A 24533-nucleotide genomic window follows, 5' to 3' on the forward strand; every position below is an offset into this window, starting at 1 on the left:
CTTTTTCGTATTCGCTACTCCCGCAGCTTAAGCCAGCAGCAGCGGCAGGATGAGGCCAGCGAAAATCAGCACGCCGACACGGTTGTTGGATTTGAACAGCACGAGGCATTGGTCGACGTCATCGATATCGAGCACCCACACCTGCCGGAACAGCATAAGGGCAGCGGCGGCGAGACCGCTATAGGCAATGATGTTAACGCCTGCCGTCCAGAACGACAGGAAAATCATGACAAGGGTTGTGCCATAAAGGAAAACCAGCCAGCGATGTGTGTTTTCTCCAAACAGCAGGGCAGTCGAACCGATGCCCACGGCCGTGTCGTCTTCCTTGTCCTGATGGGCGTAGATTGTATCATAACCGATCGTCCAGGCGATCGCGCCGACATAAAGCAGGACAGGCGGCCAGGCGAGTGAAGCGAACTGCCCGGCCCAACCCATGAGCGCGCCCCAGGAAAAGGCCAGCCCGAGGAAAAATTGCGGCCAGTGGGTGAAGCGCTTGGCGAAAGGATAGATTGCCACGAAGACCAGCGAAGCTATGCCGGTGACGATCGCGAAGCCGTTGAACTGCAAAAGCACGACAAGGCCGGCGAGCGCCTGCAGTACGATGAAGAGCTTGGCCTGCCCGCGGCTCACCCTGCCCGATGGCAGCGGCCGCGACCGGGTCCGGGCCACGGCCATGTCGATCTTGTGGTCGGCAAGATCATTATAGGTGCAGCCCGCGCCGCGCATCGCCACCGATCCAATGAAAAACAGCACCAAGTGCCAGATCAGCGTTTCCCAGGAAAAGCCGCCCGTCGCCAATGCTGCATTGGCCGCAAGGGCTGCGGACCAGAAACACGGCCACATCAGCAATTGCCAGCCAATGGGACGATCCCACCGGGCCAATTGCGCATAGGGCCAGAGAGCCCTCGGCAAAATCCGATAGACCCAGTTGTTGGATGGCGCGTCGGAAACGCGGTCTGACAAATCGCTGTGGTGAACCATGGGATGGTTCTACAGCATTGGCAAAAAAATCGGAATGGATTTCAGCATCGGCCCCGCATGCGAAAAAGCCCCGCTGCGGCTTGGCAACGGGGCTTTGCAAGACCTTATTGTCCGCCCCTCAGGGCAGCGAGAAATTGAATTTGTAGCTGGCCTGAACACCGACGATGAACTGGTTCTTCGAACCGCGTTCGCGCACCAGCGAACTGTCGGCGGCGTCACCGGTCAGGCGGCGATATTCCGCAAACGAACCGACTTCGGCGTTTTCGGTGACCTTCCAGGTGATGGCTGCGCCAACGCCGACCGAATGCAGGCCGCCCCCGGGGCTGTAGGGCGATGGCGCGCCGGCAGCCGTCTGGGCTGCGCTTACGCCGTAATAACGCTCATTATATTTGCTGCTCACCCATGTCGCACGCGGACCGGCGGAAATCTGGATGCCGGGGGCGATGTCGGTGAAGGCATCGACGGCAACGTCTCCGACAACGCCGCTATGGCTGCGAATACCCTGACGGACTTCGCCGCGAACGCGCAGCCAGTCGGTCGGATAGGCCTCGGCGAAACCGCCAAGCTCGCCGCCGCGCTTGATGCGGGTCATGCCCTTAAGATCGGACGAGTCGCCCTCGTCGCGCGGGGACACCAGCTTTCCAGCAAGACCCATGCTGATCGGGCCATTATCCAGAAGCGAAATCGAGGCGCTGTCGTTGCGCGAGGTGAAACGCGCGCCCTGGCCCTGACGGCCGAGCGAAATGATCGGCGAAAAGCCGAATTCATTCTTGTTATCGCCCTGATATTTCGGCGCGGTGAAACCGGCTCCGCCGAGTTTCAGATACCAGTCACCGGAAAACCAGCCATCGGCATGGGCGTTACCCACGGCAAAAAGCGACACGACACAGGCGGCAATGGCCGCTGACGGCTTTAACATGAAACAACCCCAGAAACGCAATACAGACAGGTGTCCGTAGAATTAGAGGGATTGTCTTTCCATTCCATTAACCAGCGCGGGTGGAAATTCGACTCCTGCGGAGGATGGCGACACGGCCTCAAACACCACCGCCGTCATGCTCGGGCCTGTCCCGAGCATCTGTAACCGAAGGACTTTACGCAACGTGGATAGATCCTCGGGACAAGCCCGAGGATGACGCCGCGTGTGCGGAAACGTTCGTCACTCGGCCGTGGTCAGAATGTCACCTTCTCCAGCGGCGTGCGCGTCTTCTCGAATTCCAGCAGCTTCGCTTCGTTCTGCGCAATGTAGTCGCGACTATGCGGCACGGCATCGCGATCCTTGGCGATCTGGATCTGGAAAATGTGAAAATTTTCATGGGTAAAGGCCATTTCCGACCCCGCCAGATAAAACTCCCACATGCGGAAGAAGCGTTCGTCATAAAGCGCCACCGCTTCGGCCCTGCGCGCCACGAAACGCTCGCGCCAGTGGCGAAGCGTATGGGCGTAATGCATGGGCAGGATTTCGATATCCTTCACCAGCAGCCGCGATTTTTCGATGGCCGGCAGCACCTCGGCAAGCGAGGGAATATAACCGCCGGGGAAAATATATTTTTCGATGAAGGGATTGGTCGCCAGCGCCGGATAGGGCTGGCCGATGGAATGCAGCACCATCACGCCCTTGTCGTCCAGCACCTCCGCCACCTTGTCGAAATAATCGCGATAATGGGTCGGGCCGACATGTTCGAACATGCCGACGGAGACGATGCGATCGTATTTTTTCGAAGCCGGCAGGTAGCGATAGTCCTGCAATTCGAAACGGACATTTGCCTCAAGGCCGCGTTTGGCGGCGCGGTCGCGGGAAACGCGCAGCTGTTCTTCGCTGAGCGTAATGCCGGTTACATCCGCACTGGCGCTTTCGGCAATATACATCGCCATGCCGCCCCAGCCGGAGCCGATTTCCAACACGCTCTGGCCCGGCTCGGTCATCAGCTTGGCGGCTATGTGCCGTTTTTTCGCGACCTGCGCTTCATAGAGACTGATGCCGGGCGGATTGAAATAGGCGCAGGAATATTGCCAGTCCTCGTCGAGGAAGAGATCGAACAGCTTGGCGCTCAGATCGTAATGATGGGCGACGTTGCTCTTGTTGTGGTTGACCGGCAGATGCATCTTGATGCGGGCGGCGATGATGCGCGCCATACCACGCCAGATCATGCCGAAGGAGAGCGCCTCGCTCAGCGTATTGCCTTTGACCAGCGCCAGAAAATCGTAAATGTCGCCTTCCGCGACCTTCGCCCGGCCTTCCATATACATTTCAGCGAGCTTGAGCGCCGGATCGGCGGCAATCTCCTGCATGGCGGCTTCGTCAGTGAAATTCAGAACCACTTTTTTTCCCGTGCCGTCGCCAAATGTGCGGCTGCCGCCCGGACTATTCACGGTGAGATCACCGTTCTTGATTATCTTTTCGAGAAGAACATGCAGAGACGACGCCATGGCACCCCCAATTGCTAAGTCTCGCTTATCAATTTCGCTGACCGTATTCCTTTCGGCACAAGTTGCAAGATAGTCTTATTTCAAAAAAATTGAACGATTTCATCAAGCAAAAAGCCCCGCCGGGGTGTGCGGCGAGGCTTTTTGGTAAAAAATCATTTCAACCGCAGGTCAGCGTCGCTTCATGGCTTCAGCCAGAGCTGCGGCAAGCGCACCACCGGATTGCGACCCCTCGTTGCGCTCTTTCGGCTTTGCTGTGGCATGGCGCATGGCGCCCGCATTGTTCTTTTCACGCATCGGCTGCGGCGCGGCCTCGCCGCCGTCCTTCCGCATGGTCAGCCCGATGCGCTTGCGCTTCACATCCACTTCCACGACTCGGACCTTAACGACATCGCCCGCCTTGACGACCTCATGCGGGTCCTTCACGAAACGGTCGGCGAGCTGCGACACATGCACCAGGCCATCCTGATGCACGCCGATATCCACGAAAGCGCCGAAGGCGGCGACATTGGTGACAGTGCCTTCCAGCAACATACCGGGTTTCAGATCGGTGATCTCGTCCACACCCTCGGCAAAGGTCGCAGTCTTGAAGCTCGGGCGCGGATCACGGCCGGGCTTTTCCAGTTCGGCGATGATGTCTTTGACGGTCGGCAGGCCGAATTGCTCGTCGATGAAGCGCTTGGGGTCAAGCGCCTTCAGCGCGGCACTGTCACCCATCAGCGAACGCAGATCACGGCCGCAGGCAGCGACGATCTTCTTTGCCACGCCATAGGCTTCCGGGTGCACCGAAGACGCATCCAGTGGTTCCTTGCCGTTTGGGATGCGCAGGAAGCCGGCGCATTGTTCGAAGGTGCGCTGGCCAAGGCGCGGCACTTTCAGCAAATCCTTACGGCTGGCGAAAGGACCGGTCTGATCGCGATGGGCAACGATGGCGTCGGCAATCGAGCTGCCAAGGCCCGATACCCGTGCCAGAAGCGGCGACGAGGCCGTGTTGAGATCGACACCCACGGCATTCACGGCATCTTCCACCACAGCATCGAGCGAGCGGCTGAGGCGGCCCTGATCGACATCGTGCTGGTACTGACCGACGCCGATGGATTTCGGCTCGATCTTCACCAGTTCCGCCAGCGGATCCTGAAGACGCCGGGCAATGGAAACCGCACCGCGCAAGGACACATCGAGATTGGGGAATTCGGCGGCCGCCCGTTCCGAAGCGGAATAGACAGACGCGCCCGCCTCCGAGACGATGACCTTGGTGGGCTTTGCACCGGACGCGGAAGCGGGCAGCTGTGCCAGAAGGTCAGCAACCAGCTTTTCCGTCTCGCGGCTACCCGTGCCGTTGCCGATGGCGATCAGCTCGACATTGTGTTTGCGGATGAGCAAGGCAAGTTCGGCCTGCGCGCCGCGCACGTCGTTCTTTGGCTGGAAGGGGTAAACCGTGCTGGTATCCAGCAGCTTGCCGGTGCCATCGACCACGGCCACCTTGACGCCGGTGCGGATGCCGGGATCGAGGCCCATGGTGGCGCGGGAGCCGGCGGGAGCGGCCAACAGCAGATCTTTCAGGTTACGGGCGAAGACATTGATCGCCTCTTCTTCCGCCCTCTCGCGCAACTCGCGCATCAGATCGAGCGACAGCGACATGGAAAGCTTCACGCGCCAGGTCCAGCCCGCCACGTCCATCAGCCATTGATCGGCAGGTCCGGCATTGCGGATATCGAAAGCGGCAGCAATGGTGCGCTGCGACGGCTTCACAGGCGAGGGATCATCCGCATCGACATCGATCGTCAGTGTGAGAATTTCCTCGTTCCAGCCGCGCAGCATGGCCAGCGCCCGGTGGCCCGGCACCGTTGCCCAGCGTTCGGAATGGTCGAAATAATCGGAGAACTTCTCGCCCGCCGCCTGCTTGCCATCCACGACCTTGGCGCGGAAGGTGGCGTTCTGGCGCATGTAATCACGCAGGCGGCCGAGAAGATCGGCGTTTTCCGTCATGGTTTCGGCAAATATATCGCGCGCGCCCTCAAGTGCGGCCTTCACATCGGCCACCTCGCCCTGCACATAGGCTTCCGCCAGCTTCGCCGGATCGGCCGCACGGTTTTCCCAGATGGCTTCGGCGAGTGGACCGAGGCCACGTTCGCGGGCGATTTCGGCACGGGTGCGGCGCTTCGGCTTATAGGGCAGGTAGAGGTCTTCCAGCTCCGCCTTGGTGCCGGCCTGCATGATCTTTACCAACAGCTCATCGGTCATCTTGCCCTGACCGGTGATGGACTCCACGATGGAGCCGCGGCGTGCATTCAATTCGCGCAGATAGACTAGGCGTTCCGCGAGTGTACGCAGTTGGGTGTCATCGAGGCCTCCGGTCACTTCCTTGCGGTAACGGGCGATGAAGGGAACGGTCGCGCCCTCGTCCAGCAAGGCCACCGCAGCCTTCACCTGATCGGGGCGGGCGTTGATTTCGGAGGCGATGAGCGTGGCGAGGCGGGCATTATCTGCGGTCATGAGGTTCTCTGATGTCACATCTGGAGCGGCGAACATAATGTCTGATTGTGGCGTGACAACAAGAGGCGGCAACGATTCCACAGGAAAGGCTGAGTTCAAGGGAAAGACAGGCATTGACGGCGCTTTCTCCTTGACCTTTCGCCCCCCTGCCCTTAACGCCCGTGCCACAAGGTTACTGGCGAATTTGCAGGGGTATTGACCATGAAAGTTCTGTTGATCGGTTCCGGCGGACGCGAACATGCGCTGGCGTGGAAAATCGCCCAATCTCCCCTGCTCGATGCGCTTTATGCCGCCCCCGGTAATCCCGGCATCGCCGACCACGCAACGCTGGTAACGCTGAACGTGGAAGACCACGCGGCCGTCATCGCCTTTGCGAAAGAAAAGGCAATCGACTTCGTCGTCGTCGGCCCGGAAGCACCGCTGGTGGCGGGTCTTGCGGATGATCTGCGCGCCGCCGGCATCGCTACTTTCGGCCCCTCGAAAGCCGCCGCCCAGCTGGAGGGATCCAAGGGCTTCACCAAGGATCTCTGCGCGCGCTACAATATTCCGACCGGCGCTTACCAGCGTTTCAAGACCGCTGAACCGGCCAAGGACTATGTTCGTCAACAGGGCGCGCCCATCGTCATAAAGGCCGACGGGCTTGCCGCCGGCAAGGGCGTGACCGTGGCCATGACGGAAGCGGAAGCGCTTGCCGCGATTGACGACTGTTTCGACGGCGCTTTCGGCGCGGCTGGCGCCGAGGTTGTGGTGGAAGCTTTCCTCGACGGTGAGGAAGCGAGCTTCTTCTGCCTGTCCGACGGCAAGACCGCGTTGGCGCTCGCCACCGCGCAGGATCACAAGCGCGTCGGCGATGGCGATACCGGTCCGAATACCGGCGGCATGGGCGCTTATTCCCCCGCCCCTGTCATGACACCTGATATGGTGGAGCGCACCATGAAGGAGATCATCGAGCCGACGATCTCGGGCATGGCCAAGGATGGCAATCCCTTCTCCGGCGTGTTCTTCGCCGGGTTGATGATTACCGCCAAGGGTCCGGAACTGATCGAATATAACGTCCGTTTCGGCGACCCCGAATGCCAGGTGCTGATGATGCGCCTGAAAAGCGATCTGCTGCCGATCCTCTATGCCACCGCCACCGGCACGCTGGACAAGGTTGAGGCCGAATGGCACGACGATGCGGCGCTGACCGTCGTCCTCGCCTCGAAGGGCTATCCCGGCGCTTACGACAAGAACACGCCGATCGCCCATATTCCCGAGGCCAGCGAAGAGGCGAAGGTGTTCCATGCCGGAACCGCGCTGAAGGATGGCGGGCTGGTGGCCACGGGTGGACGCGTACTGAACGTCACCGCCCTTGGAAAGACCGTGACGGAAGCGCAGGCACGCGCTTATGCGTTGGCCGACAAGGTGGAGTGGGAAAACGGCTTCTGCCGCCGCGATATCGGCTGGCAGGCCGTCGCCCGCGAAAAGGCCTGATCCTGAAGGCAAACGGGATTGGACGCGAATATTTCGTTCAATTTTTACCAAGTTTGCTGACCCGATGGAAACGAAACATCGGTAATACTTGCCGGAACATTGAATGGCGCACTGTGTCTCGACCACGAGGCCGCGCCGTCATTTCGGGGGTTTTTCGATGCGTCGTCTTTTTCTGACAGCTGTTATCGCGCTGACCGGCGGGTCGGCGATGGCGTCTTCCATCGAATATATAAACGGCGTGCATGTGGCCAATGGCAGCTTCATTCGTCGCGATTGCGCGGGCTGCAAACCCATGAAGGCAAAAGCCGTGGCGCAAGGTTATGCCGTTCCCTCCATTGAGCCGGGCACGCAGCACACGGAAATGCGCGAAGTCGACGGCAAGCGCACCCTGGTGCGCACCGAAGCCTGGCTTGGCGGCGCGCCCGTCACCTTCGTCAGCACCAATCCGGCATGGATGGCGGAAACCTCCAGCACGGCGATTGCGACCTATGACGAGGCCGAGCCCGCGGCACATCCGGTTGAGACGGTTTCGACACCGGCCGGTATCGACGTGACGACGACCACGGCAGCCGTCAAGGAACTTTCCACCGCAAATGCAGCCGAGCCGGCCAGCGCCTCGGTAATCGGCGCGCCCCAGTTCCCGGATTTCAAATTGCGCGGCAACTGACCGGCCGATGACGCTTGATCATGACGAATGTCAAGTAATCGCGTCATCGCTGCATTCCCAAAACGACGCCGCAACCATGCGGAGAATGTTGCTTTCTCCGCCGCTTATTCTGCGCACGAAGCCTCATAAAGCCTTCGCTAATTAAATATTTATTCAAATTTTTAGCCGCTAAGTGATTTTATAGTGCGATGCAGCACAGGATGAGGCCACGGCGCGGATACGCGCTTTCGGCCCTTTTTATCGCGCATCATGCGCCTCTCCCCTCTCCGAAACATCGGTACCGCGCGGCATTTTCAGGCGCGCGATTCCAAACGCTTGTGAGCGCCCATGAAGAACCTTTCCATTTCCCGTCAACTGATCGTTCTCGTGTTGGCCCTGATGGCCGCCTTCGCCGTGGCGACGTTTTACCAGCTGAAATCCGCCACCGATGCTATCTATGAGGAACGCTACGGCATGCTGCGGACGCAGGTGCAATCGGCCATTTCCATCCTGCAATCCTTCCACGACAAGGAAACGGCCGGAACACTTTCGCGCGACGAAGCCATGAAACAGGCTTACGCCACCGTCAGCGCCATGCGCTTCACGCCGGACGGCTATCTGTTCGGTTACGACTATGACGTGACGATGAAGTTCCACCCCGATGCCAAGCGCGTCGGCGAAAACTTCAAGGGCAAGCCTGACAGCAAGGGTTTCGCCTATCGCGACGAACTGGTGCGGCTTGGCCGCAATGGCGGCGGCCAGACGGATTTTTACGGTCCGAAGCCCGGCATGGAAGGCAATGACTACGCCAAGAGCGCCTATGCGCTTGCCTTCGACCCCTGGCAGGTGGTGGTCGTGACAGGCGTTTACATCGACGACCTGAACGCACAAGTGCGCGGCGATGTGATGAAGGCGCTGTCCATGGGCGTCGCCATATTCGTGCTGGCGCTTGCCGCCGCCTTCTATGTCATCCGTGGCATTTCGAAGCCGCTTGGCGATATTCACCGGGCGCTCGGGGAAGTGGCCAATGAGAACGTTTCGCTCGCCATTCCCCATACCGGCCTGACAAACGAAGTGGGCATGATGGCCAAGGCCACCGCCTCGCTTCAGGACAAGGTGCGCGAGCGCCATGCCATGCAGCGCCGTGAGGAAGAACAGCAGCGGCAGCTCAATGCCGAGCGCCAAAACAATCTCGACATGCAGCGCGACGAGGCGGAACTGCAGGCGCGCGTCGTCACCACCATTGGCGAGGCGCTGGAGAAGCTCGCCGGCGGCGATCTGACCGTACGTTGCGGCGATCTCGGCAACCGTTACGCGGCGTTGCGCGACAATTTCAACGAGGCCCTGATCCATCTCGATGCCGCCATGGCCAAAGTGAACTCCAAGAGCATCGACATCGGCGGCTCCAAGGAGGAAATCCGCAAGGCCTCTAACGAGCTTTCGCAGCGTACCGAACGGCAGGCAGCCAATCTGGAAGAAACGTCCGCGGCGCTCGACGAACTGACGGTTGCGGTGCGCCAGACGGCGGAAGGGGCGGCCGACGCCGCAAAACGCGTCACCACCGTCAGCTCCGAAGCGATCCGCAGCGACCGGGTCGTGGAAGAGGCCATCACCGCGATGAGCGGTATCGAACAGTCATCCGATCAGATCTCAAACATCATCGGCGTGATCGACGACATCGCTTTCCAGACCAATCTTCTGGCGCTGAATGCCGGTGTGGAAGCGGCACGCGCCGGTGAGGCCGGCAAGGGTTTTGCCGTGGTGGCGCAGGAAGTGCGCGAACTGGCGCAAAAATCCGCCGCCGCCGCCAAGGAGATCAAGGACCAGATCGCCCGCTCTTCCGCCCAGGTGGAAAACGGCGTGCGCCTTGTTGGCGAGGCCGGCGACGCGCTGAAACGTATCTCCGACCAGATCAAATCCGCAAACGAGATCGTCAGCAAGATCGCCCATTCGGCCGCCGAACAGGATACGACGCTGCGCTCGATCTCCTCGTCGCTCAACCAGCTCGATGTCGCCACCCAGCACAATGCAGCGATGGCGGAAGAAACCACGGCTTCGGCGGAAGCGCTGGCCGTCGACACCGAGGAACTGTTGAACCTCATCCGCGGCTTCCGCGTCTCTTCCGGCCACCAGTTGCATGGGATGGCAGAGCGGATGCGCATGGCGGGGTGATTGGCCCGAGAGCTATCGATAAAAACGGCGCCGGGGGGAACTCCGGCGCTCTTTATTTCAATGGGTCAGCGCATCCAGCCGGTCGATATCGGCCGGGGAAAAGACCGCAATACCGGCTTTTTCGAGCAGCGCCGCCGTCACGCCATTGCCCGCGTGTTTGACGCCCGAAAACGAACCGTCGTAGATCGCAACCGATCCGCAGGACGGACTGCCGTCGATCAGCAGCGCGTAAGTACAGCCATTGGCCCTGGCGAAGGCCAGCGCCCTTTCCGCACCGGCGATAAATTGCGCCGTGACATCGCCGCCGGTCACCTCCAGCACGCGGGCGCGACCCTCCAGCACATCGAGGCCGGAGGCCCCCTTCTCGATTTCCGCCGGCGGGCGCGGCACGGGCATGCCACCCGCCATTTCCGGACAGATGGTCACCAGCCTGCCCTCCTTTCGCCAGCGCTCGATTGCCGGGTGGGATAGAGGTTTGCCCTTGCCGTCATAGCGGACGGGCTGGCCGAGGAGGCAGGCGCTGATGAGGATTTTGGGAGGCGTGTGGGTCAATGGGAACTCATCCTGCAGAAGTCGAGACCGTGGATTACCCCCCTCTGCCCTGCCGGGCATCTCCCCCTCAAGGGGGGAGATCGGCGAGAGGCATGCTCCCCGCTCTTCCCGAAACGTTCAATGTGGCTAAGAGGTCGCGACTGGTCGATCTCCCCCCTTGAGGGGGAGATGTCCGGCAGGACAGAGGGGGGTGAAACCCAGCATTCTGCAATGCCCGTTTACCCCCATGTTCTCACCCGGTAATCTTCGAGAAATCCGCAACCGTACCAGTGGCCTCGCGGATAGCCTTCAGCAACGCCAGACGGTTAGCGCGGATGGCCGCATCTTCGTCGTTGACGAGCACATCCTCGAAAAACTTGTCGACGGGCGCGCGAAGCGTCGAAAGCGCCTGCATGGCGGAGCGGAAATCCTCGCCTTCGACGGCCTTTGCGGCATCCGCAGAAGCGGTCTTGATCGCCGCGTAAAGCGCCTTTTCGGCGTCGAGCTTCAGGAGCTCTTCCGAGACCCCATCGGCTACCACGGTGCCCTTCTTTTCCTCGGCGGCAAGAAGCTGCGTGGCGCGCTTTGCACCGGCCAGTAGGTTCCGGCCATCTTCGCCGGCGATGAAGGCGGTCAGCGCCTCGACACGGCGGGCGATCATCAGGAGATCATCGGATTCGGGCGTCAGGACGGCGTCGATCAGATCGTAACGGGCGCCGAGGTCGCGCAGATAGACCTTGAGACGGTCGTGGAAGAAGGAGAGGAGATCCGGGTCCTTCGCAACGCTCAGCAGCGGAAGCCGCACGTTCTTCTCAAGCAGAATACGAACCACGCCCAGCGCCGCACGACGCAGGGCAAAGGGATCCTTGGAGCCGGTTGGCTTTTCATCGATGGCCCAGAAACCGACAAGCGTGTCGAGCTTGTCGGCGAGAGCAATCGTGATCGCCACCTTGTCGGCCGGCAGGCGATCCGATGGGCCTTGCGGCTTGTAGTGGTCTTCGATGGCGGCGGCCACACTTTCGTTTTCGCCCTGCAAGGTCGCGTATTTGCGGCCCATCAGACCCTGAAGCTCGGGGAATTCGCCCACTGCTTCCGTGCGCAGGTCGGCCTTGGCCAGCACCACGGCGCGGTCCACCAGATCGGCATCGGCACCCACGACGGGGGCCAGCGCCTTGGCCAGTTCGCGAATGCGAGCCACACGCTCGCCCTGCGTGCCGAGTTTAGCGTGGAAAGTGACGTTGAGCGCATCGAGCTTTGCCATGCGCTGGTCGAGCGGCTTTTTGAGATCGAGGTCGAATTTTGCAGCCGAATCCTTCAGCGTTTCCAGATCGGGCAGATCGCCCTGGTCGCGGTTCCAGAAATGGCGGGCATCCGACAGGCGGGCGCGGACGACCTTGCCGTTGCCATGGATGATTTCCTTGCCGCCGTCGCTTGCCTCGATGTTCGAGATCAGGATGAAGCGATTGGAAAGCCCCTCTTCCGCACCCTGATTACGGGTGACGAAGCACTTCTGGTTGGTCTTGATGGTCAGCCGGATGATTTCCGCCGGGATTTGCAGGTAATCCTCTTCGAAGGTGCCCATCAGCACCTGTGGCCATTCGACGAGGCCGGAGACTTCTTCGAGCAGGCCCTCGTCTTCCACCAGCTCAAGACCGTTGGCGAACGCCAGATCCTTGGCGTCGTGCAGGATGATGTCCTTGCGGCGCTCGGCATCCAGCACGACCTTCGCCTTTTCGAGGCTCGAGACATAGTCCTCGAAACGGCGCACGGTGATGGGACCCGGTGCGTGGAACCGATGGCCATAGGTGACGTTGCCGGCGACGATGCCGTCGATGACGAAGGGAATGACCTGCGTTTCGTCATGTTCGGGGCCGAACAGGCAGACGATGGATTGCAGCGGGCGCACCCAGCGCAGGCTTTCCGAGCCCTTGCCTTCGATGCCGCCGTAGCTAGAACCCTTGGGCATCGAGGCCGGGCCGGAGCGCATGGATTTCGGCCAGGGGAAGGAGCGGATGATACCGGGCATAACCTCGGCGATGATCTCTTCCGCCGGCCGGCCGGGCTTGTTGATGATGGCGACATAGAAATCGCCCTTCTTCGGATCGGAAACGACCTGAGCCTGCGAAATATCATTGAGGCCGGCGCCGCGCAGAAAGCCCTCGATGGCCTTTTCATTGGCGTCGGTGCGCGGACCCTTCTTTTCTTCACGCACATCGGCAGAACGGGCATTGAGGCCGCGAATATCCAGCGTCAGGCGGCGCGGCGTCCAATATTCGCGCGCACCCTCATAGGTCAGCCCTCTCTCCACAAGCGCATCGGTGACGAGTTTCTTCAGATCGCCCGCCGCCTTGCGCTGCATGCGGGCGGGGATTTCCTCGGAGCGAAGTTCAAGCAGAAGATCGGGCATGGGATAAGGACTTTAACCTGTTGCAAAAGAGTGTCGCGGACTTAGCAAGACCAGCGGCAAAAGTCATCAGCTATCGGTTAAATTACCGTCGGTGGACGTCACCAGCCGCCGCCACCACCGCCGCCGCCGCCCGAACCGGAAGAACCACCGCCGCCGCCACCGCCCGAAAAGCTGGAGCCGGAAGAGCTGACGGGCTGGGGAATGGTAGAGGCGATGGTATTGGCCATGGAGGTCGAAAAGCCGCCGATCCTGTCGCCAAAACTGCCGTAATTGCTGCCCGCATACCAGCCGGGCGCATAACTTGCAGCCGCGGCCCCGGCAGCGGCGGTCGCAAGCCAGGCCTCGAAGGTGCGGCTCCACGGTTTTTCGACGCCGAGCGCCACCGCATAGGGCAGCAATGTCTCGAAATGCTGCGGCGACATGGCGGGCGCGCCGGCCATGTTCATCCGGTCTTTTTCCGCCAGCGTCAGATAGGTTCTGAGACCTTCGATACCGTCCATCAGCTTGCGGCCGAGCGGCGTCGGCGCGCCCATCAGGAACAGGAACAGCGCATTGGTGAGCACGATGCCGCCGATGGCGGCCAGCGCCAGCGACTTGGTGTCATGGGTGACATCCAGCAGGATTTGCGTGGCGATGCCGCCAATGGCTGAAAAGGCCACGAAACCGGCAAAGGCCAGCATGACGATGCCACCGATCCGCTTGCGCAGCGGCGCGCCGCGCGAGAACTGACGGCCGATGCCGATCGACAGGATGCTGAAGAAGAAGGCGAAAAAGCCGAAGACCAGCACGGCAGCAATGGCGCTTTCATCCAGATCGCCGAAGATCAACGTCGCGACGATGAGGGCGATGCTGAGGAATATGCCGAAGACGGTGTAACCGGCATTGCTGCGGTAATATTTGCCGCGATGCTCTTTCTCTATCGCCGCGCGAAACTGCTTGCCGACCTTTTCGACTTCCGTTCCATGCGCCTTGTCGATGGTGAGCGCCTTCCCCGAACCGCCGATGGAGGCAAGCAGCGTTTTCTGCCCGCTCGGCAGATCGGCAGCGGTTGCCTTTTCCGTGCGGCGGATGACGATGGAGTTCTTCAGATCCTCCAGAACGACATAACCCTTGACCGCAAGATCAAGGGCCGAGGCAGAGAGCGCCGTCCAGCCGGCACCTGAGAAACCCCTGTTATCGACGTAATTGACCAGAGCCGGCGAAAGCCCCTCCGGCGCATCCCAGCGCGGCACGACCACGCCCTTCGCCGGATCGCGGCCGACGGCGAACCACGCCCGCAGATAATAGAGCAGCACTGCGAAAAGCCCGCCGCCCGAAAGCAGGATGGCAAGATTGTCACGTAGCCACCAGCCTGCCTCCTGTGAGGCGTCCGGCGCGGCAATCGCACCCTTGGGCAGCTTCACGGCAACCGTCATGCCCTCGCCAACCGAAAACGGGCGGGTGGTGGCGAAAAACACCTCGTTGCCTTCGCTGAGGATGCGCGCATCCTTGCCTTTGGCACCGAGTGGACCGGTGAAAACGGCAGTGCCGGTGGCCTTCACACCCTGCGGCAGCGTGATGGTGGCGGAAATTTCGCCCATCGGGAATTGCCAGCCATTGCCGGTGACGTTCCAGGTCAGCTCGTCATAATCGCTGAAATAGCGGATCTGCCGGGCGGTGGTGTAGGTGATCTGGAAGATATGTTCGCCGGTCGGTAGAAAACGCTCGGCGCTGCCGGTATAGATGCGGATGCCGCCATCGATATTTTCGGTGCGCCAGTTCTCCGGGGCACCATCGCGCTCCACCGAAACGACGTTGAAATCCACCTTGGTCCGGCGGTTATTCGCATCCATCGCGTAAAGCGGGAAATCGCGGAAGATGCCGCGCTTGATGTTTCGTCCTTCGGCACGGGCGGTGATGGTTTCCGTCACCGTCAGTTCGCCACTCTTCGCAACCTCGACGACGGAATGATAGGAGCGGATGAATTCCTCCGCAAAGGCCGGGAAGGCCGCGCCCAGGAAGACGAACAGCGCGAGAAGTCTTGCGGCGGTGGTCTTCACGAGCGATCCCTCCTTGATGGCTTCAGTGCTGCGGCTCGGCAGCGCTTTCCTTTTCGCTATAGTCAACGCCGAGCGAAGCGAGCGCTTTCCAGTAACCGGGATAGGTCTTGCCGACGCAGGCCGGATTCTGGATGGCAATGCCGCCGATCTTCAGGGCCGCCAGCGCAAAGCTCATGGCGATGCGGTGATCGGCAAAGGTATCGATGGAGGCATCGACCGTCTGCCCGGCGAGTGCCGGATCGGAATGCACGATCAGGTCGTCGCCTTCCTCATGCGCCAGACCATCACGGATTTCGTTGAGGCCGAGCGAAACGGCGCGGATACGGTCACATTCCTTGACGCGCAGATTGGCGATGCCGACGAAACGCACCGGCGTTTCGTTGAAGGCGGCGAGAACCGCGATGGTCGGAATGGCATCCTGCATCTGCGACCCGTCGATTTCGGCGGGCAGATGCGGAAACTGCGCCATGACATCATAGGCCTTGGCGTCCGGCTGGGTGAATTTATCGGCGGGCGTGCCGATATCGATTGCGCCGCCAGTCAGAAGTTCCGCACCCCAGAGATAGGTGGCGGCGGAGGCATCCGGCTCAATGTGGAAATCGGTCGCCGTGTAACCGGTCGGATGCACACGCCAGATGGCGTTGCTCACCCGCTCCACCTTCGCGCCGAAGGCTTCCATGGCCGATGTGGTGAGATCGATATAGCCCTTCGCGCCGATTTCCTCGCCCTTGAGGATGATATCGACAGGCTTGTCGCCGCAGGCGGCCGCCATCAGAAGCGCCGACACATATTGGCTGGAAAGATTGGCGTCGATGGTGACGCTGCCCTTCGGGAACCCAGTACCCTTGCCGCAGACGGTGACGGGCGGGCAACCGGTCGGCGCTTCCGCCTCGACACCGAGGGAGCGCAGGGCTTCCACCAGCGGCATGATCGGGCGTTTGCGCATGTGCTCGTCGCCATCGATGATGACGGCGCCGTCCACAAGCGCGGCAGCGGCGGTTAGGAAGCGCGTTGCGGTGCCGGCATTTCCAAGGAAAAGCGGCTTTTCGGGCTGCTGCAGCACGCCTGAGCTTTCCACAACGAAGGTGGTGGCGTCAGGTTCGGTTACCTTGACACCCATCTCGCGCAGGGCTTCGGCCATATAAAGCGTATCGTCGCTTTTCAGCGCGCCGGTCAGGTGGCTTTTGCCCTTGGCAAGACCAGCCAGGAGAAGCGCGCGGTTGGTGATGGATTTGGAGCCGGGCGGCTCGACCTTACCGGAAAGCGGGTGGCCGGGCGGGGCGATGGTCAGTTCGATCATGATTGTCGTCTTGTCAAAGAATGCGGCGAAGAGCCGGATTATCGGAATTTGAACGGGTGGTTTTAAGCCGCCGGAAGAACAGTGAGCTTAGAATTTCACCGTCGGCACGGCGCGGTCGGCCGGGTTTTCGATCTCGAAATAGGGCGCCTTGGCAAAACCGAACTGGCCGGCGACCAGATTGGAGGGGAAGCTTTCCACCTTGACGTTCAGATCGCGCGCGGCGCCATTGTAATAACGGCGCGACATCTGGATTTCGCTTTCGATGGTTTCCAGCGACCGCTGCAATTCCAGAAAGTTCGTATTGGCCTTGAGATCGGGATAGGCTTCGGCGAGCGCAAAGAGTTTGCCGAGCGCCTGCGACAGCAGGCCTTCCGCCTGGGCGCGGCCTTCAACATCACCCGCCGGCACGGCCTGCGCCCGGTTGCGCATGGCAATCACCTCCTCGAAGGTGCTCTTTTCGTGCGCCGCGTAACCCTTCACGGTCTCGATGAGATTGGGAATGAGATCGGCGCGGCGCTTCAACTGCACGTCAATGCCCGACCACGCCTCTTCCTTCATCTGCCGCGCCTTGACGAGGCCGTTATAGATGAAGACGACATAAAGCGCGATTGCCGCGATGATTGCCAGCGTGATGAACATTCCCGACCCCTCCTCAAGAGGCGCGGACACCATGGTGGCGTCCGCACGTTAGACTGTTGCCCCGCCTTACATAGACGTTCAGGCGGCCCTGTTCCAGTTCACCCCGCCCGCATCCGTCAGCAGGAAGGCTTCGCCGCAGGCTTTCGCCAGCGTGCGCACGCGCAGGATATAGCTCTGGCGTTCCGTGACCGAAATTACGCCGCGCGCATCCAGAAGGTTGAAGACATGGCTGGCCTTGATGCACTGGTCATAGGCCGGGAACACGCATTTGTGCAGGCGCTGATTATCGTTATCACCCGGCGCACCGGCGGCGAGAAGCGCCTGGCATTCCTTTTCGGCGTCGATGAAATGGCGATGCAGCATGGCCGTATCGGCAAATTCGAAGTTGTGGCGGGAATATTCCTGCTCGGCTTGCAGGAAGACGTCGCCATAGGAAATCTTCTCTTCGCCCTCGCGACCGTTGAAGTTCAGGTCATAGACATTGTCGACGCCCTGAACATACATGGCCAGACGCTCCAAACCATAGGTCAGTTCACCGGCGACAGGCGAGCATTCGATGCCGCAGACCTGCTGGAAGTAGGTGAATTGCGAGACTTCCATGCCGTCACACCAGCATTCCCAGCCGAGACCCCAGGCGCCGAGCGTCGGGCTTTCCCAGTCGTCTTCGACGAAGCGCACGTCATGCAACAGCGGATCGAGACCGATGGCCTTCAGCGAACCGAGATAGAGTTCCTGAAGGTTGGACGGGTTGGGCTTCAGAATGACCTGATACTGGTAATAATGCTGCAAACGGTTGGGGTTTTCACCGTAACGACCATCGGAAGGCCGGCGCGACGGCTGCACATAAGCGGCCTTCCACGGCTTCGGGCCAAGCGCACGAAGCGTCGTCGCCGGATGAAACGTACCCGCGCCCACTTCCATATCGTAAGGCTGCAACACGGCGCAGCCCTTGTCGGCCCAGTAATTGTGCAGCGTCAGGATCAGTGCCTGAAAGGAACGCTTGGGGTTCATATGGTCGGGAATATCGGTCATTTCAGTCATCGCGGCGTTAGGAGGATAAGTAAGCAGTGACTTACTTCGGATGCGGACTGGTGCCACGGCATGGCTTGGGGGTCAAGGATTTATGCGTGGAGACACCGGCTTACGTCTCATCCTCACGCTTCACGCGGTATTCACCGGTTTCGGGGTCCTTGATCAGCGTGCCGATGGCGCCGGTTTCGCGTTCCTTTTCGCGCTGCTTGGATTTCGCCGACAGCTTTTCCGCATCGCGAACGAAGCGGCGGTAGAGGATGACGGATCCCACCACCAGAAGAAGAATTGTAATGAGCTGCGCCATAAGGCCCTATTCCCGCGACATCATAGACCGAAACGCGACCACAATGCCTTTTCTTCGGCAACCTCCGCAAGACCCGAGACGGCGCCTGCCGCGAGCCTTTCGGCATTGAGGCCGAGTGCCGCATTCACGCCAGGCACTTTTTTGCCGAACAGCGAACGCCCGCCGCTGACGAGTTGAAGCTTGACCTTTGTCCCGTAACGGCGGCGCAGAACTTCCCGCATGTCGCCAAGCCCGTCGATCAGGCCGAGGTCCAGGCCGCGCATGCCGGTCCAGAACAGGCCGGAGAAGATCGTCTCGTCGCCCTTCAGCTTCGAGCCGCGGCGCATCTTGACCATATCGATGAAAACATTGTGGATTTCGACCTGCAACGACTTCAGGTAGTCGATATCGCCTTCCTTTTCCGGCTGAAAGGGATCGAGGATGACCTTGTTCTCGCCCGCCGTATAGACACGGCGCTCCACGCCGATCTTCTTCAGCATTTCCGGAAAACCGAAACCGCCGGAAACGACGCCGATCGAACCGACGATGGAAGTGGGATCGGCGATGATCTCATCGCCGGCAAGCGCGATCATGTAACCGCCGGAGGCTGCAACATCCTCCACGAAGATCAGGACTTTCTTTTCCTTTTCCTCGGCGAGCTGGCGGATGCGGTTATAGATCATCCGCGCCTGCACCGGCGAACCGCCGGGCGAATTGAGCGAAATGGCGATAGCCGGCGCATCCTTGACGGCGAAGGCCTTTTCCAGAAGCGGCGCATAGGACGCGAGATTGAGGGCGGGGCGGAACTGGTTGCCGCCGGCCATGATTGCGCCCTGCATACGCACAACCGGGATGACGAGCTCTTTTTTACGAAAGCGTTTCGGCACCAGATACTTCAGAAAACCCACTACTCAATCCTCGCAGCATTTATCCGTTCGTCAGGGATGTATGTATCGCCCCGGAAAACACAATGGTTTGCGGCCGGCGGAACGGCGATATTTATGACGCGGTCCGGATTGCCCTTACATTACGCGAATAGGCGGCGCGGCCATTGTTCAGGTCATCGACGAAGGGAGTGAAGGCATGGCTGCCGGTCTCATGCATGACGAGCGGCGCGCGGAAGGACAGCCGCGCTCGCGAACCCTTGATGGCGGTGACAAGCATGCGCACCGCGTCCTCGCCAGGGCGCGGGTGGATGAGGGTGATTTCGAGGCCGCCGAAACGGCTGCCGCAGGCGGCGATAATCTCCGCCACCGATTGCGGCCTTGAAATCAGGGAAAGCTGCCCGCCCGGCACCATGATCGCGCCCGCCGTCCGGATCCAGTCTTCGAACAGGCCATCGGTCATAGCGTGCGCTTCGGCTTTCAGGGCGTCCGGCGTGCGACGGTCGCCCGCATCATTATAGGGCGGGTTCATGATGACGTGATGGAAATGATCGTCGGGCAATCCGGCCGCGACACGCGCTTTCGCACGCAGCGTCACATCCGTCTCGCACACATTCACCCGCGCGGAAAACGCGGCATTCTCGGGCAATTCGAGGCTGCGGCGAGCAAATTGAACCATCTCCGGCGAGCGTTCATAGAGCGTCACCTGCGCCTTTTCGAGCCGCGCCGCAACCGCCATGCCGGCCGCACCCGCACCCGCGCCGAGATCGGCGATCCGGCAGGCGCGGTCATCCGCCACCAGCGAGGCCAGAAGCATGGCATCCATACCCGCCCTGTGCCCCCTGCCCTTCGGCTGAATGATGTGAAAGCGACCCCGGTGAAAGGCGTCGATGGTTTCGGAAATGCCGTCGCTCACCGCCGTTCACGCCTCTTCGTTGCGCAGCTCGTCGCCGAGCCCGGCATCGATGAGAATGCGGCGGGCCTGGTCGGCCCGATCTTCCTCCACCAGAAACCTGCGCGGCAAAAGACCGAGCGATCCCTCCAGAATGCTCATCGCCTGATCGGCGATGAGGCAATGGATGCCGGCATCCCTCATCAGGCTTTCAGCGAAGGAGAGCAGCACGGCGTCGTTGGTTCGGATCAGTTCACGCATGGATAGACCTTAAATTCCCATCTTTTTGAATGGCTAGCGGCAATTCGCCCCTTGCCGCGCAAGGCGTCAGTTTTTATTGTCGACTTCAAATTCGAACTGGAGTCCTGTCCCTTGGGCGTCGTCATACCGCTTGAAGAAAGCAAAAACAAACTCGCATCCGTCAAGCCGCTTGTCGATCTGACCCGTCCTGACATGGAACGGGTGAACCAGCTTATCCTTTCCAAGGCCGGTTCCGATGTCCAGATGATACCCGAGGTAGCCAACCACCTCATCTCGTCAGGCGGCAAGCGCCTGCGGCCAATGCTGACGCTCGCCTCGGCCTCGATGTTCGGTTACGAGGGCGATCATCACATCAAGCTCGCCACCAGCGTGGAGTTCATGCACACGGCCACGCTTCTGCATGACGATGTGGTGGATGAAAGCGATCTGCGCCGCGGCAAATCCACCGCCCGCACCATCTGGGGCAACCAGGCGAGCGTTCTCGTCGGCGACTTCCTGCTCGGTCAGGCGTTCCGCATGATGGTGGATGTCGGTTCACTGGATGCGCTCGACGTGCTGTCCACAGCCGCTTCGGTGATTGCCGAAGGCGAGGTGTTGCAGCTTTCGGTCGCCAAGAACATGGAAACCACCGAAGACGATTATCTGCAGGTGATTCGCGCCAAAACGGCCGCCCTTTTTGCGGCGGCGGCGGAAGTCGGCCCCATCGTCGCCAAAACCGACAAGGCGACCCGCAGCGCGCTGAAATCCTACGGCATGAATCTCGGCCTCGCCTTCCAGCTGGTCGACGATGTCCTTGACTACGGCGGAAAGTCCGCCGATCTCGGCAAAAATACCGGTGACGATTTCCGCGAAGGCAAGATCACCCTGCCGGTCATCCTCTCCTATCGTCGCGGCACGCAGGATGAGCGCGCTTTCTGGCGCACGGCCATCGAAAAGGGCGAAAGCAGCGACGCGAACCTCGAAAAGGCGCTTGGCCTGATCACCAAATATAACGGTCTTGGCGACACGATCGGCCGCGCCACGCATTACGGCACCATTGCCCGCGACGCGCTGGCGCCCCTGCCGCAGAGCCCCTGGAAAGATGCGCTTCTGGAAGTGATCGACTTCTGCATCGAGCGTCTGAACTGACGCCGCAGGCCGGACGAATGGCGGATGGAAAAGACCGTCCGCCCAATGTTCCAGGCCAGCTTCTTCGCAAGGCGTGATTGTGGCCGGGGCCATAATTTCTTGCGGGGCTGCTTCAAAAAAGCCATTCTATCGTGACCAACAATGGAAACTGATTTTTCCGTGCTTCTGCACAAAGGCAAAGGTTCCCTCATGCGGCGTAAACCAGCACTCCGTCTTCTCTGCAGCGCGGCTCTTGCCGCTGCTCTCGCAATCGGCGCGGGTGCAAGCCCCGGCTTTGCGGAGACGAAGGCGACACCGGAAAACAAGGCTGTTACGTTCGATCCGGCCAAGGTGAACACCTTCTCCGGCGCCTTCCTCGCCGGGCGCAATGCCGATGTCGATCAAGATTATCCCACCGCGATTTCGCTTTATAAAAAGGCGCTGGAATTCGATCCAGCCAATACGGAAATCCGCCAGCGGCTGATGATCGCCGAACTTCTGAGCGGCAATTTCGAGGCTGGCGCGAAGATCGCCGATTCGATGAAGGACGATACCTCGGTGGAGCGCGTGACGACCATCGTGCGCGGTCTCGACGCCATCAAGGACAAGGAATTCGCCAAGGCCGAGAAAATTCTGAAATATAACGGTCCGAACGATCTCGACCGCATGGTCAACACGCTTTTGACCGCATGGGCGCGCGCCGGTTCCGGCAAGCCGAAGGAAGCGCTGGCGCTGGTCAATAATATGAAGGGCCCGGGCTGGATTTCGATCTTCCAGAAATATAATGCGGCGGCCATCGCCCTTGTTTCCGGCAACAATGAAGCGGCCCGCAAAAGCCTCAACGAAGCGGTGACGGACCGCGAAGGCGGGGCAACCGCCTCCGATACCTATATGCGCGCGGTGATGGCGCTTGCCCGGCTGGAGGCTTCCGCCGGCAACAAGCAGAAGGCGCTGGATGCGATTGCGGTCGGGGACACTTTCGCGCCGAATTACGCGCCGCTGAAGGCGCTTCGCCAGTCCATCGAAAACGGTGAGAAGCCGGAACAGCAGATCACCAATGCCGTGGAGGGCGCCGCCAGCGTCATGTTCTCCATCGCCGGCGCGCTGAACCGCGAAGGCGCCGAAGAGATCGTGACGCTTTATCTGCAGACGTCGCGCGCGCTCGATCCGAAAAGCCCGGATACGCTCATCCTTCTCGGCGGCCTTTCAGAAGCGCTGAAACAGCCTGACCGCGCCATTGCCTTCTATCGTGAGGTGCCGAAGGATTCGCCGATGTATCGCATCTCCGAGCTGCAGCTCGGACTGACGCTCGCGCAGACGGGCAAGGTGGACGAGGCGCGCAAGCATCTCAAATCGCTGCTCGAATCCGACCCGAAGGACATCCGTTCCTATCTCGCCTATGGCAGCGTGCTTTCCGACGCCAAGGACTACAAGGCGATGGCCGAGAACTACGACAAGGCCATCGAGGTCATCGGTTCCGTGCCGCAGAAATCCGACTGGTCTATCTTCTTCCAGCGCGGCATCGCCTATGAGCGGCTGAAGGAATGGGACAAGGCAGAACCGAATTTCAAGCGGGCGCTGGAACTGAACCCGGAACAGCCGCAGGTTCTGAACTATCTGGGTTATTCCTGGGTGGACAAGGGCATCAATCTCGATGAAGGCATGAAGATGATCAGCCGTGCCGTCGAGCTTCGGCCGAATGACGGCTATATTGTCGATTCTCTCGGCTGGGCGCATTATCGCCTTGGCGATTTCGATGAAGCCGTGACCGAGCTGGAACGGGCGATCGAACTGAAAGCTGGCGATCCCACCATCAACGACCATCTGGGCGACGCCTACTGGCGGGTCGGCCGCAAGATCGAGGCGGTCTATCAGTGGAACCGCGCATTGATCGGCGACAGCGACGACGTGGACAAGGCCAAGGTGAAGGAAAAGATCGCCAACGGCCTGCCGCCTGTCGAAAAGGATGCCGAAAATACCGCCAAGAAGGAAGTCACGCCACAGCCGCCGGCTCCTCCGGCACCGGCACCGGCTGCCACTCCGGACAAGAAATCCTGACGCCGCATGCGCGGGCATGAGGTTTCCGGGGCCGCTGAGACCATCGAGGCGGCCCCGGCCAAGATCAATCTGGCGCTGCATGTGACCGGCCAGCGAGCGGATGGGTATCACCTGCTCGAAACGCTGGTGACCTTTACCGAAGCCGGCGACACTATCCGTATTCGCAACGCCGATGCCGACAGTTTCTCCGTCTCCGGCCCCTTCGGCGATCTTTTGCGTGCGGGCGATGGCGGCGATAACCTCGTCACCCGCGCCAGGGACCTGTTGCGCGATGCGCTCGCATCGACAGGTCAACCGGCACCCCCGGTTGCCATTCATCTTGAAAAGAACCTGCCGGTGGCTTCCGGCATAGGCGGCGGCTCGGCGGATGCGGCGGCGACACTGCGGGGGCTTTTGCGGCACTGGCGTGCCGCTATCGCACCGGATACGCTTGCACCAATGGCATTGACGCTCGGCGCGGATGTGCCGATGTGCCTTGAGAGCCGATCCTTGATCGCTCGCGGCATCGGCGAGGACATCGAACCGCTCACTGATCTGCCGGAACTCTCCATGGTTATGGCCAATCCGCTGAAAGCGGTCTCGACGCCGGAGATTTTCCGGCGATTGCAGAACAAGACCAATCCGCCGCTGCCCGACCCTGCGACGATTGGCTGGATGGATTTTCTTGCCCAAAGCCGTAACGATCTTCAGCCGCCGGCACAGGCGTTGCTGCCGGAAATCGCGGAGATAACCGGGCTGCTGTCTGAAGAAGGGGCGGCCCTTGTTCGCATGTCCGGTTCCGGGGCAACCTGTTTCGGGATTTTTCATTCCTTCGATGCCGCCAAAAACGCGGAAACATCGCTTCGGAAAAAACGTCCCGGCTGGTATTTTCAGGCAACGCGGACCATTTGAGGGCCGGATATTTC

20 protein-coding genes are annotated in these 24533 nt (G+C 60.6%); 6 read left to right on the forward strand and 14 right to left on the reverse strand.

Annotated elements, in window-relative coordinates; translation table 11 throughout:
* Window positions 1–27: 27 nt before the first annotated feature.
* The 4 genes from ubiA to BS627_RS11335 form a co-directional block, all read right to left on the reverse strand.
* On the reverse strand, window positions 28–981 hold the full coding sequence (gene ubiA / locus BS627_RS11320; protein ID WP_077983341.1) for a 4-hydroxybenzoate octaprenyltransferase: 954 nt from the start codon (window positions 979–981) through the stop codon (window positions 28–30).
* Window positions 982–1099: 118 nt separating this feature from the next.
* A complete protein-coding gene (locus BS627_RS11325; RefSeq protein WP_077983342.1) occupies window positions 1100–1900 on the reverse strand; it encodes a MipA/OmpV family protein in 801 nt (266 codons plus the stop codon).
* A gap of 254 nt (window positions 1901–2154) precedes the next feature.
* A complete protein-coding gene (locus BS627_RS11330; protein WP_077983343.1) occupies window positions 2155–3411 on the reverse strand; it encodes an SAM-dependent methyltransferase in 1257 nt (418 codons plus the stop codon).
* A 168-nt stretch (window positions 3412–3579) separates the two neighbouring features.
* Entirely contained in the window at window positions 3580–5904 is a 2325-nt protein-coding gene (locus tag BS627_RS11335) for a Tex family protein (protein WP_077983420.1), read from the reverse strand.
* A 201-nt stretch (window positions 5905–6105) separates the two neighbouring features.
* On the opposite strand from BS627_RS11335, the gene purD reads away from it, so the two are divergent.
* The 3 genes from purD to BS627_RS11350 all read left to right on the forward strand — a co-directional run bounded on the left by purD (window position 6106) and on the right by BS627_RS11350 (window position 10195).
* Window positions 6106–7377, forward strand: a complete 1272-nt coding sequence (gene purD / locus BS627_RS11340) for a phosphoribosylamine--glycine ligase (RefSeq protein WP_077983344.1) — start codon at window positions 6106–6108, stop codon at window positions 7375–7377.
* Window positions 7378–7534: 157 nt separating this feature from the next.
* Entirely contained in the window at window positions 7535–8044 is a 510-nt protein-coding gene (locus tag BS627_RS11345; RefSeq protein WP_077983346.1) for a plant virulence effector HPE1-like domain-containing protein, read from the forward strand.
* 327 nt (window positions 8045–8371) lie between these two features.
* Window positions 8372–10195, forward strand: coding sequence for a methyl-accepting chemotaxis protein (locus tag BS627_RS11350; RefSeq protein WP_077983347.1), 1824 nt, complete (start codon window positions 8372–8374; stop codon window positions 10193–10195).
* A gap of 57 nt (window positions 10196–10252) precedes the next feature.
* Here BS627_RS11350 and BS627_RS11355 read toward each other — a convergent pair whose 3' ends face one another.
* The 10 genes from BS627_RS11355 to BS627_RS11400 form a co-directional block, all read right to left on the reverse strand.
* Window positions 10253–10747 carry a 2-thiouracil desulfurase family protein gene (locus BS627_RS11355; RefSeq protein WP_077983348.1) on the reverse strand — a complete coding sequence of 165 codons (495 nt, stop codon included), beginning with the start codon at window positions 10745–10747 and terminating at the stop codon, window positions 10253–10255.
* Between the two features lie 232 nt (window positions 10748–10979).
* Window positions 10980–13133, reverse strand: coding sequence for a glycine--tRNA ligase subunit beta (gene glyS / locus BS627_RS11360; protein ID WP_077983349.1), 2154 nt, complete (start codon window positions 13131–13133; stop codon window positions 10980–10982).
* A gap of 98 nt (window positions 13134–13231) precedes the next feature.
* The gene (locus BS627_RS11365; RefSeq protein ID WP_077983350.1) at window positions 13232–15172 is read right to left on the reverse strand and encodes a DUF2207 domain-containing protein; all 1941 of its coding nucleotides are present in this window, start codon (window positions 15170–15172) and stop codon (window positions 13232–13234) included.
* Between the two features lie 22 nt (window positions 15173–15194).
* Complete coding sequence (locus tag BS627_RS11370; RefSeq protein ID WP_077983351.1) at window positions 15195–16472, reverse strand: 3-phosphoshikimate 1-carboxyvinyltransferase; 1278 nt, start codon at window positions 16470–16472, stop codon at window positions 15195–15197.
* An 87-nt stretch (window positions 16473–16559) separates the two neighbouring features.
* Window positions 16560–17111 carry a LemA family protein gene (locus BS627_RS11375; protein WP_020813610.1) on the reverse strand — a complete coding sequence of 184 codons (552 nt, stop codon included), beginning with the start codon at window positions 17109–17111 and terminating at the stop codon, window positions 16560–16562.
* A 78-nt stretch (window positions 17112–17189) separates the two neighbouring features.
* A complete protein-coding gene (locus BS627_RS11380) occupies window positions 17190–18122 on the reverse strand; it encodes a glycine--tRNA ligase subunit alpha (RefSeq protein WP_077767818.1) in 933 nt (310 codons plus the stop codon).
* Window positions 18123–18252: 130 nt separating this feature from the next.
* Complete coding sequence (locus tag BS627_RS11385; RefSeq protein WP_020813606.1) at window positions 18253–18447, reverse strand: NfeD family protein; 195 nt, start codon at window positions 18445–18447, stop codon at window positions 18253–18255.
* Window positions 18448–18467: 20 nt separating this feature from the next.
* Window positions 18468–19334 carry a S49 family peptidase gene (locus BS627_RS11390; protein WP_162520471.1) on the reverse strand — a complete coding sequence of 289 codons (867 nt, stop codon included), beginning with the start codon at window positions 19332–19334 and terminating at the stop codon, window positions 18468–18470.
* A 91-nt stretch (window positions 19335–19425) separates the two neighbouring features.
* Window positions 19426–20226 carry a tRNA1(Val) (adenine(37)-N6)-methyltransferase gene (locus BS627_RS11395; RefSeq protein ID WP_089153243.1) on the reverse strand — a complete coding sequence of 267 codons (801 nt, stop codon included), beginning with the start codon at window positions 20224–20226 and terminating at the stop codon, window positions 19426–19428.
* A 6-nt stretch (window positions 20227–20232) separates the two neighbouring features.
* On the reverse strand, window positions 20233–20463 hold the full coding sequence (locus tag BS627_RS11400) for a putative signal transducing protein (RefSeq protein WP_020813603.1): 231 nt from the start codon (window positions 20461–20463) through the stop codon (window positions 20233–20235).
* 111 nt (window positions 20464–20574) lie between these two features.
* On the opposite strand from BS627_RS11400, the gene BS627_RS11405 reads away from it, so the two are divergent.
* From BS627_RS11405 to BS627_RS11415, 3 genes are all read left to right on the forward strand, one after another.
* On the forward strand, window positions 20575–21591 hold the full coding sequence (locus tag BS627_RS11405; RefSeq protein WP_077983421.1) for a polyprenyl synthetase family protein: 1017 nt from the start codon (window positions 20575–20577) through the stop codon (window positions 21589–21591).
* A gap of 141 nt (window positions 21592–21732) precedes the next feature.
* Entirely contained in the window at window positions 21733–23628 is a 1896-nt protein-coding gene (locus BS627_RS11410) for a tetratricopeptide repeat protein (RefSeq protein ID WP_165691227.1), read from the forward strand.
* Window positions 23629–23634: 6 nt separating this feature from the next.
* Window positions 23635–24519 carry a 4-(cytidine 5'-diphospho)-2-C-methyl-D-erythritol kinase gene (locus BS627_RS11415; RefSeq protein WP_077983353.1) on the forward strand — a complete coding sequence of 295 codons (885 nt, stop codon included), beginning with the start codon at window positions 23635–23637 and terminating at the stop codon, window positions 24517–24519.
* Window positions 24520–24533 lie beyond the last annotated feature (14 nt).

The organism is Agrobacterium salinitolerans (genome assembly GCF_002008225.1).
Taxonomy (GTDB): domain Bacteria; phylum Pseudomonadota; class Alphaproteobacteria; order Rhizobiales; family Rhizobiaceae; genus Agrobacterium; species Agrobacterium salinitolerans.

Coding starts and splice junctions, on each gene's coding strand:
- BS627_RS11375 (WP_020813610.1), bottom strand. CDS start 17,111: ATGTTCATCACGCTGGCAATCATCGCGGCAATCGCGCTTTATGTCGTC.
- BS627_RS11325 (WP_077983342.1), bottom strand. CDS start 1,900: ATGTTAAAGCCGTCAGCGGCCATTGCCGCCTGTGTCGTGTCGCTTTTT.
- BS627_RS11350 (WP_077983347.1), top strand. CDS start 8,372: ATGAAGAACCTTTCCATTTCCCGTCAACTGATCGTTCTCGTGTTGGCC.
- BS627_RS11335 (WP_077983420.1), bottom strand. CDS start 5,904: ATGACCGCAGATAATGCCCGCCTCGCCACGCTCATCGCCTCCGAAATC.
- BS627_RS11415 (WP_077983353.1), top strand. CDS start 23,635: ATGCGCGGGCATGAGGTTTCCGGGGCCGCTGAGACCATCGAGGCGGCC.
- BS627_RS11330 (WP_077983343.1), bottom strand. CDS start 3,411: ATGGCGTCGTCTCTGCATGTTCTTCTCGAAAAGATAATCAAGAACGGT.
- purD (WP_077983344.1), top strand. CDS start 6,106: ATGAAAGTTCTGTTGATCGGTTCCGGCGGACGCGAACATGCGCTGGCG.
- BS627_RS11370 (WP_077983351.1), bottom strand. CDS start 16,472: ATGATCGAACTGACCATCGCCCCGCCCGGCCACCCGCTTTCCGGTAAG.
- BS627_RS11400 (WP_020813603.1), bottom strand. CDS start 20,463: ATGCGTGAACTGATCCGAACCAACGACGCCGTGCTGCTCTCCTTCGCT.
- BS627_RS11385 (WP_020813606.1), bottom strand. CDS start 18,447: ATGGCGCAGCTCATTACAATTCTTCTTCTGGTGGTGGGATCCGTCATC.
- BS627_RS11410 (WP_165691227.1), top strand. CDS start 21,733: ATGGAAACTGATTTTTCCGTGCTTCTGCACAAAGGCAAAGGTTCCCTC.
- BS627_RS11380 (WP_077767818.1), bottom strand. CDS start 18,122: ATGAACCCCAAGCGTTCCTTTCAGGCACTGATCCTGACGCTGCACAAT.
- ubiA (WP_077983341.1), bottom strand. CDS start 981: ATGGTTCACCACAGCGATTTGTCAGACCGCGTTTCCGACGCGCCATCC.
- BS627_RS11345 (WP_077983346.1), top strand. CDS start 7,535: ATGCGTCGTCTTTTTCTGACAGCTGTTATCGCGCTGACCGGCGGGTCG.
- glyS (WP_077983349.1), bottom strand. CDS start 13,133: ATGCCCGATCTTCTGCTTGAACTTCGCTCCGAGGAAATCCCCGCCCGC.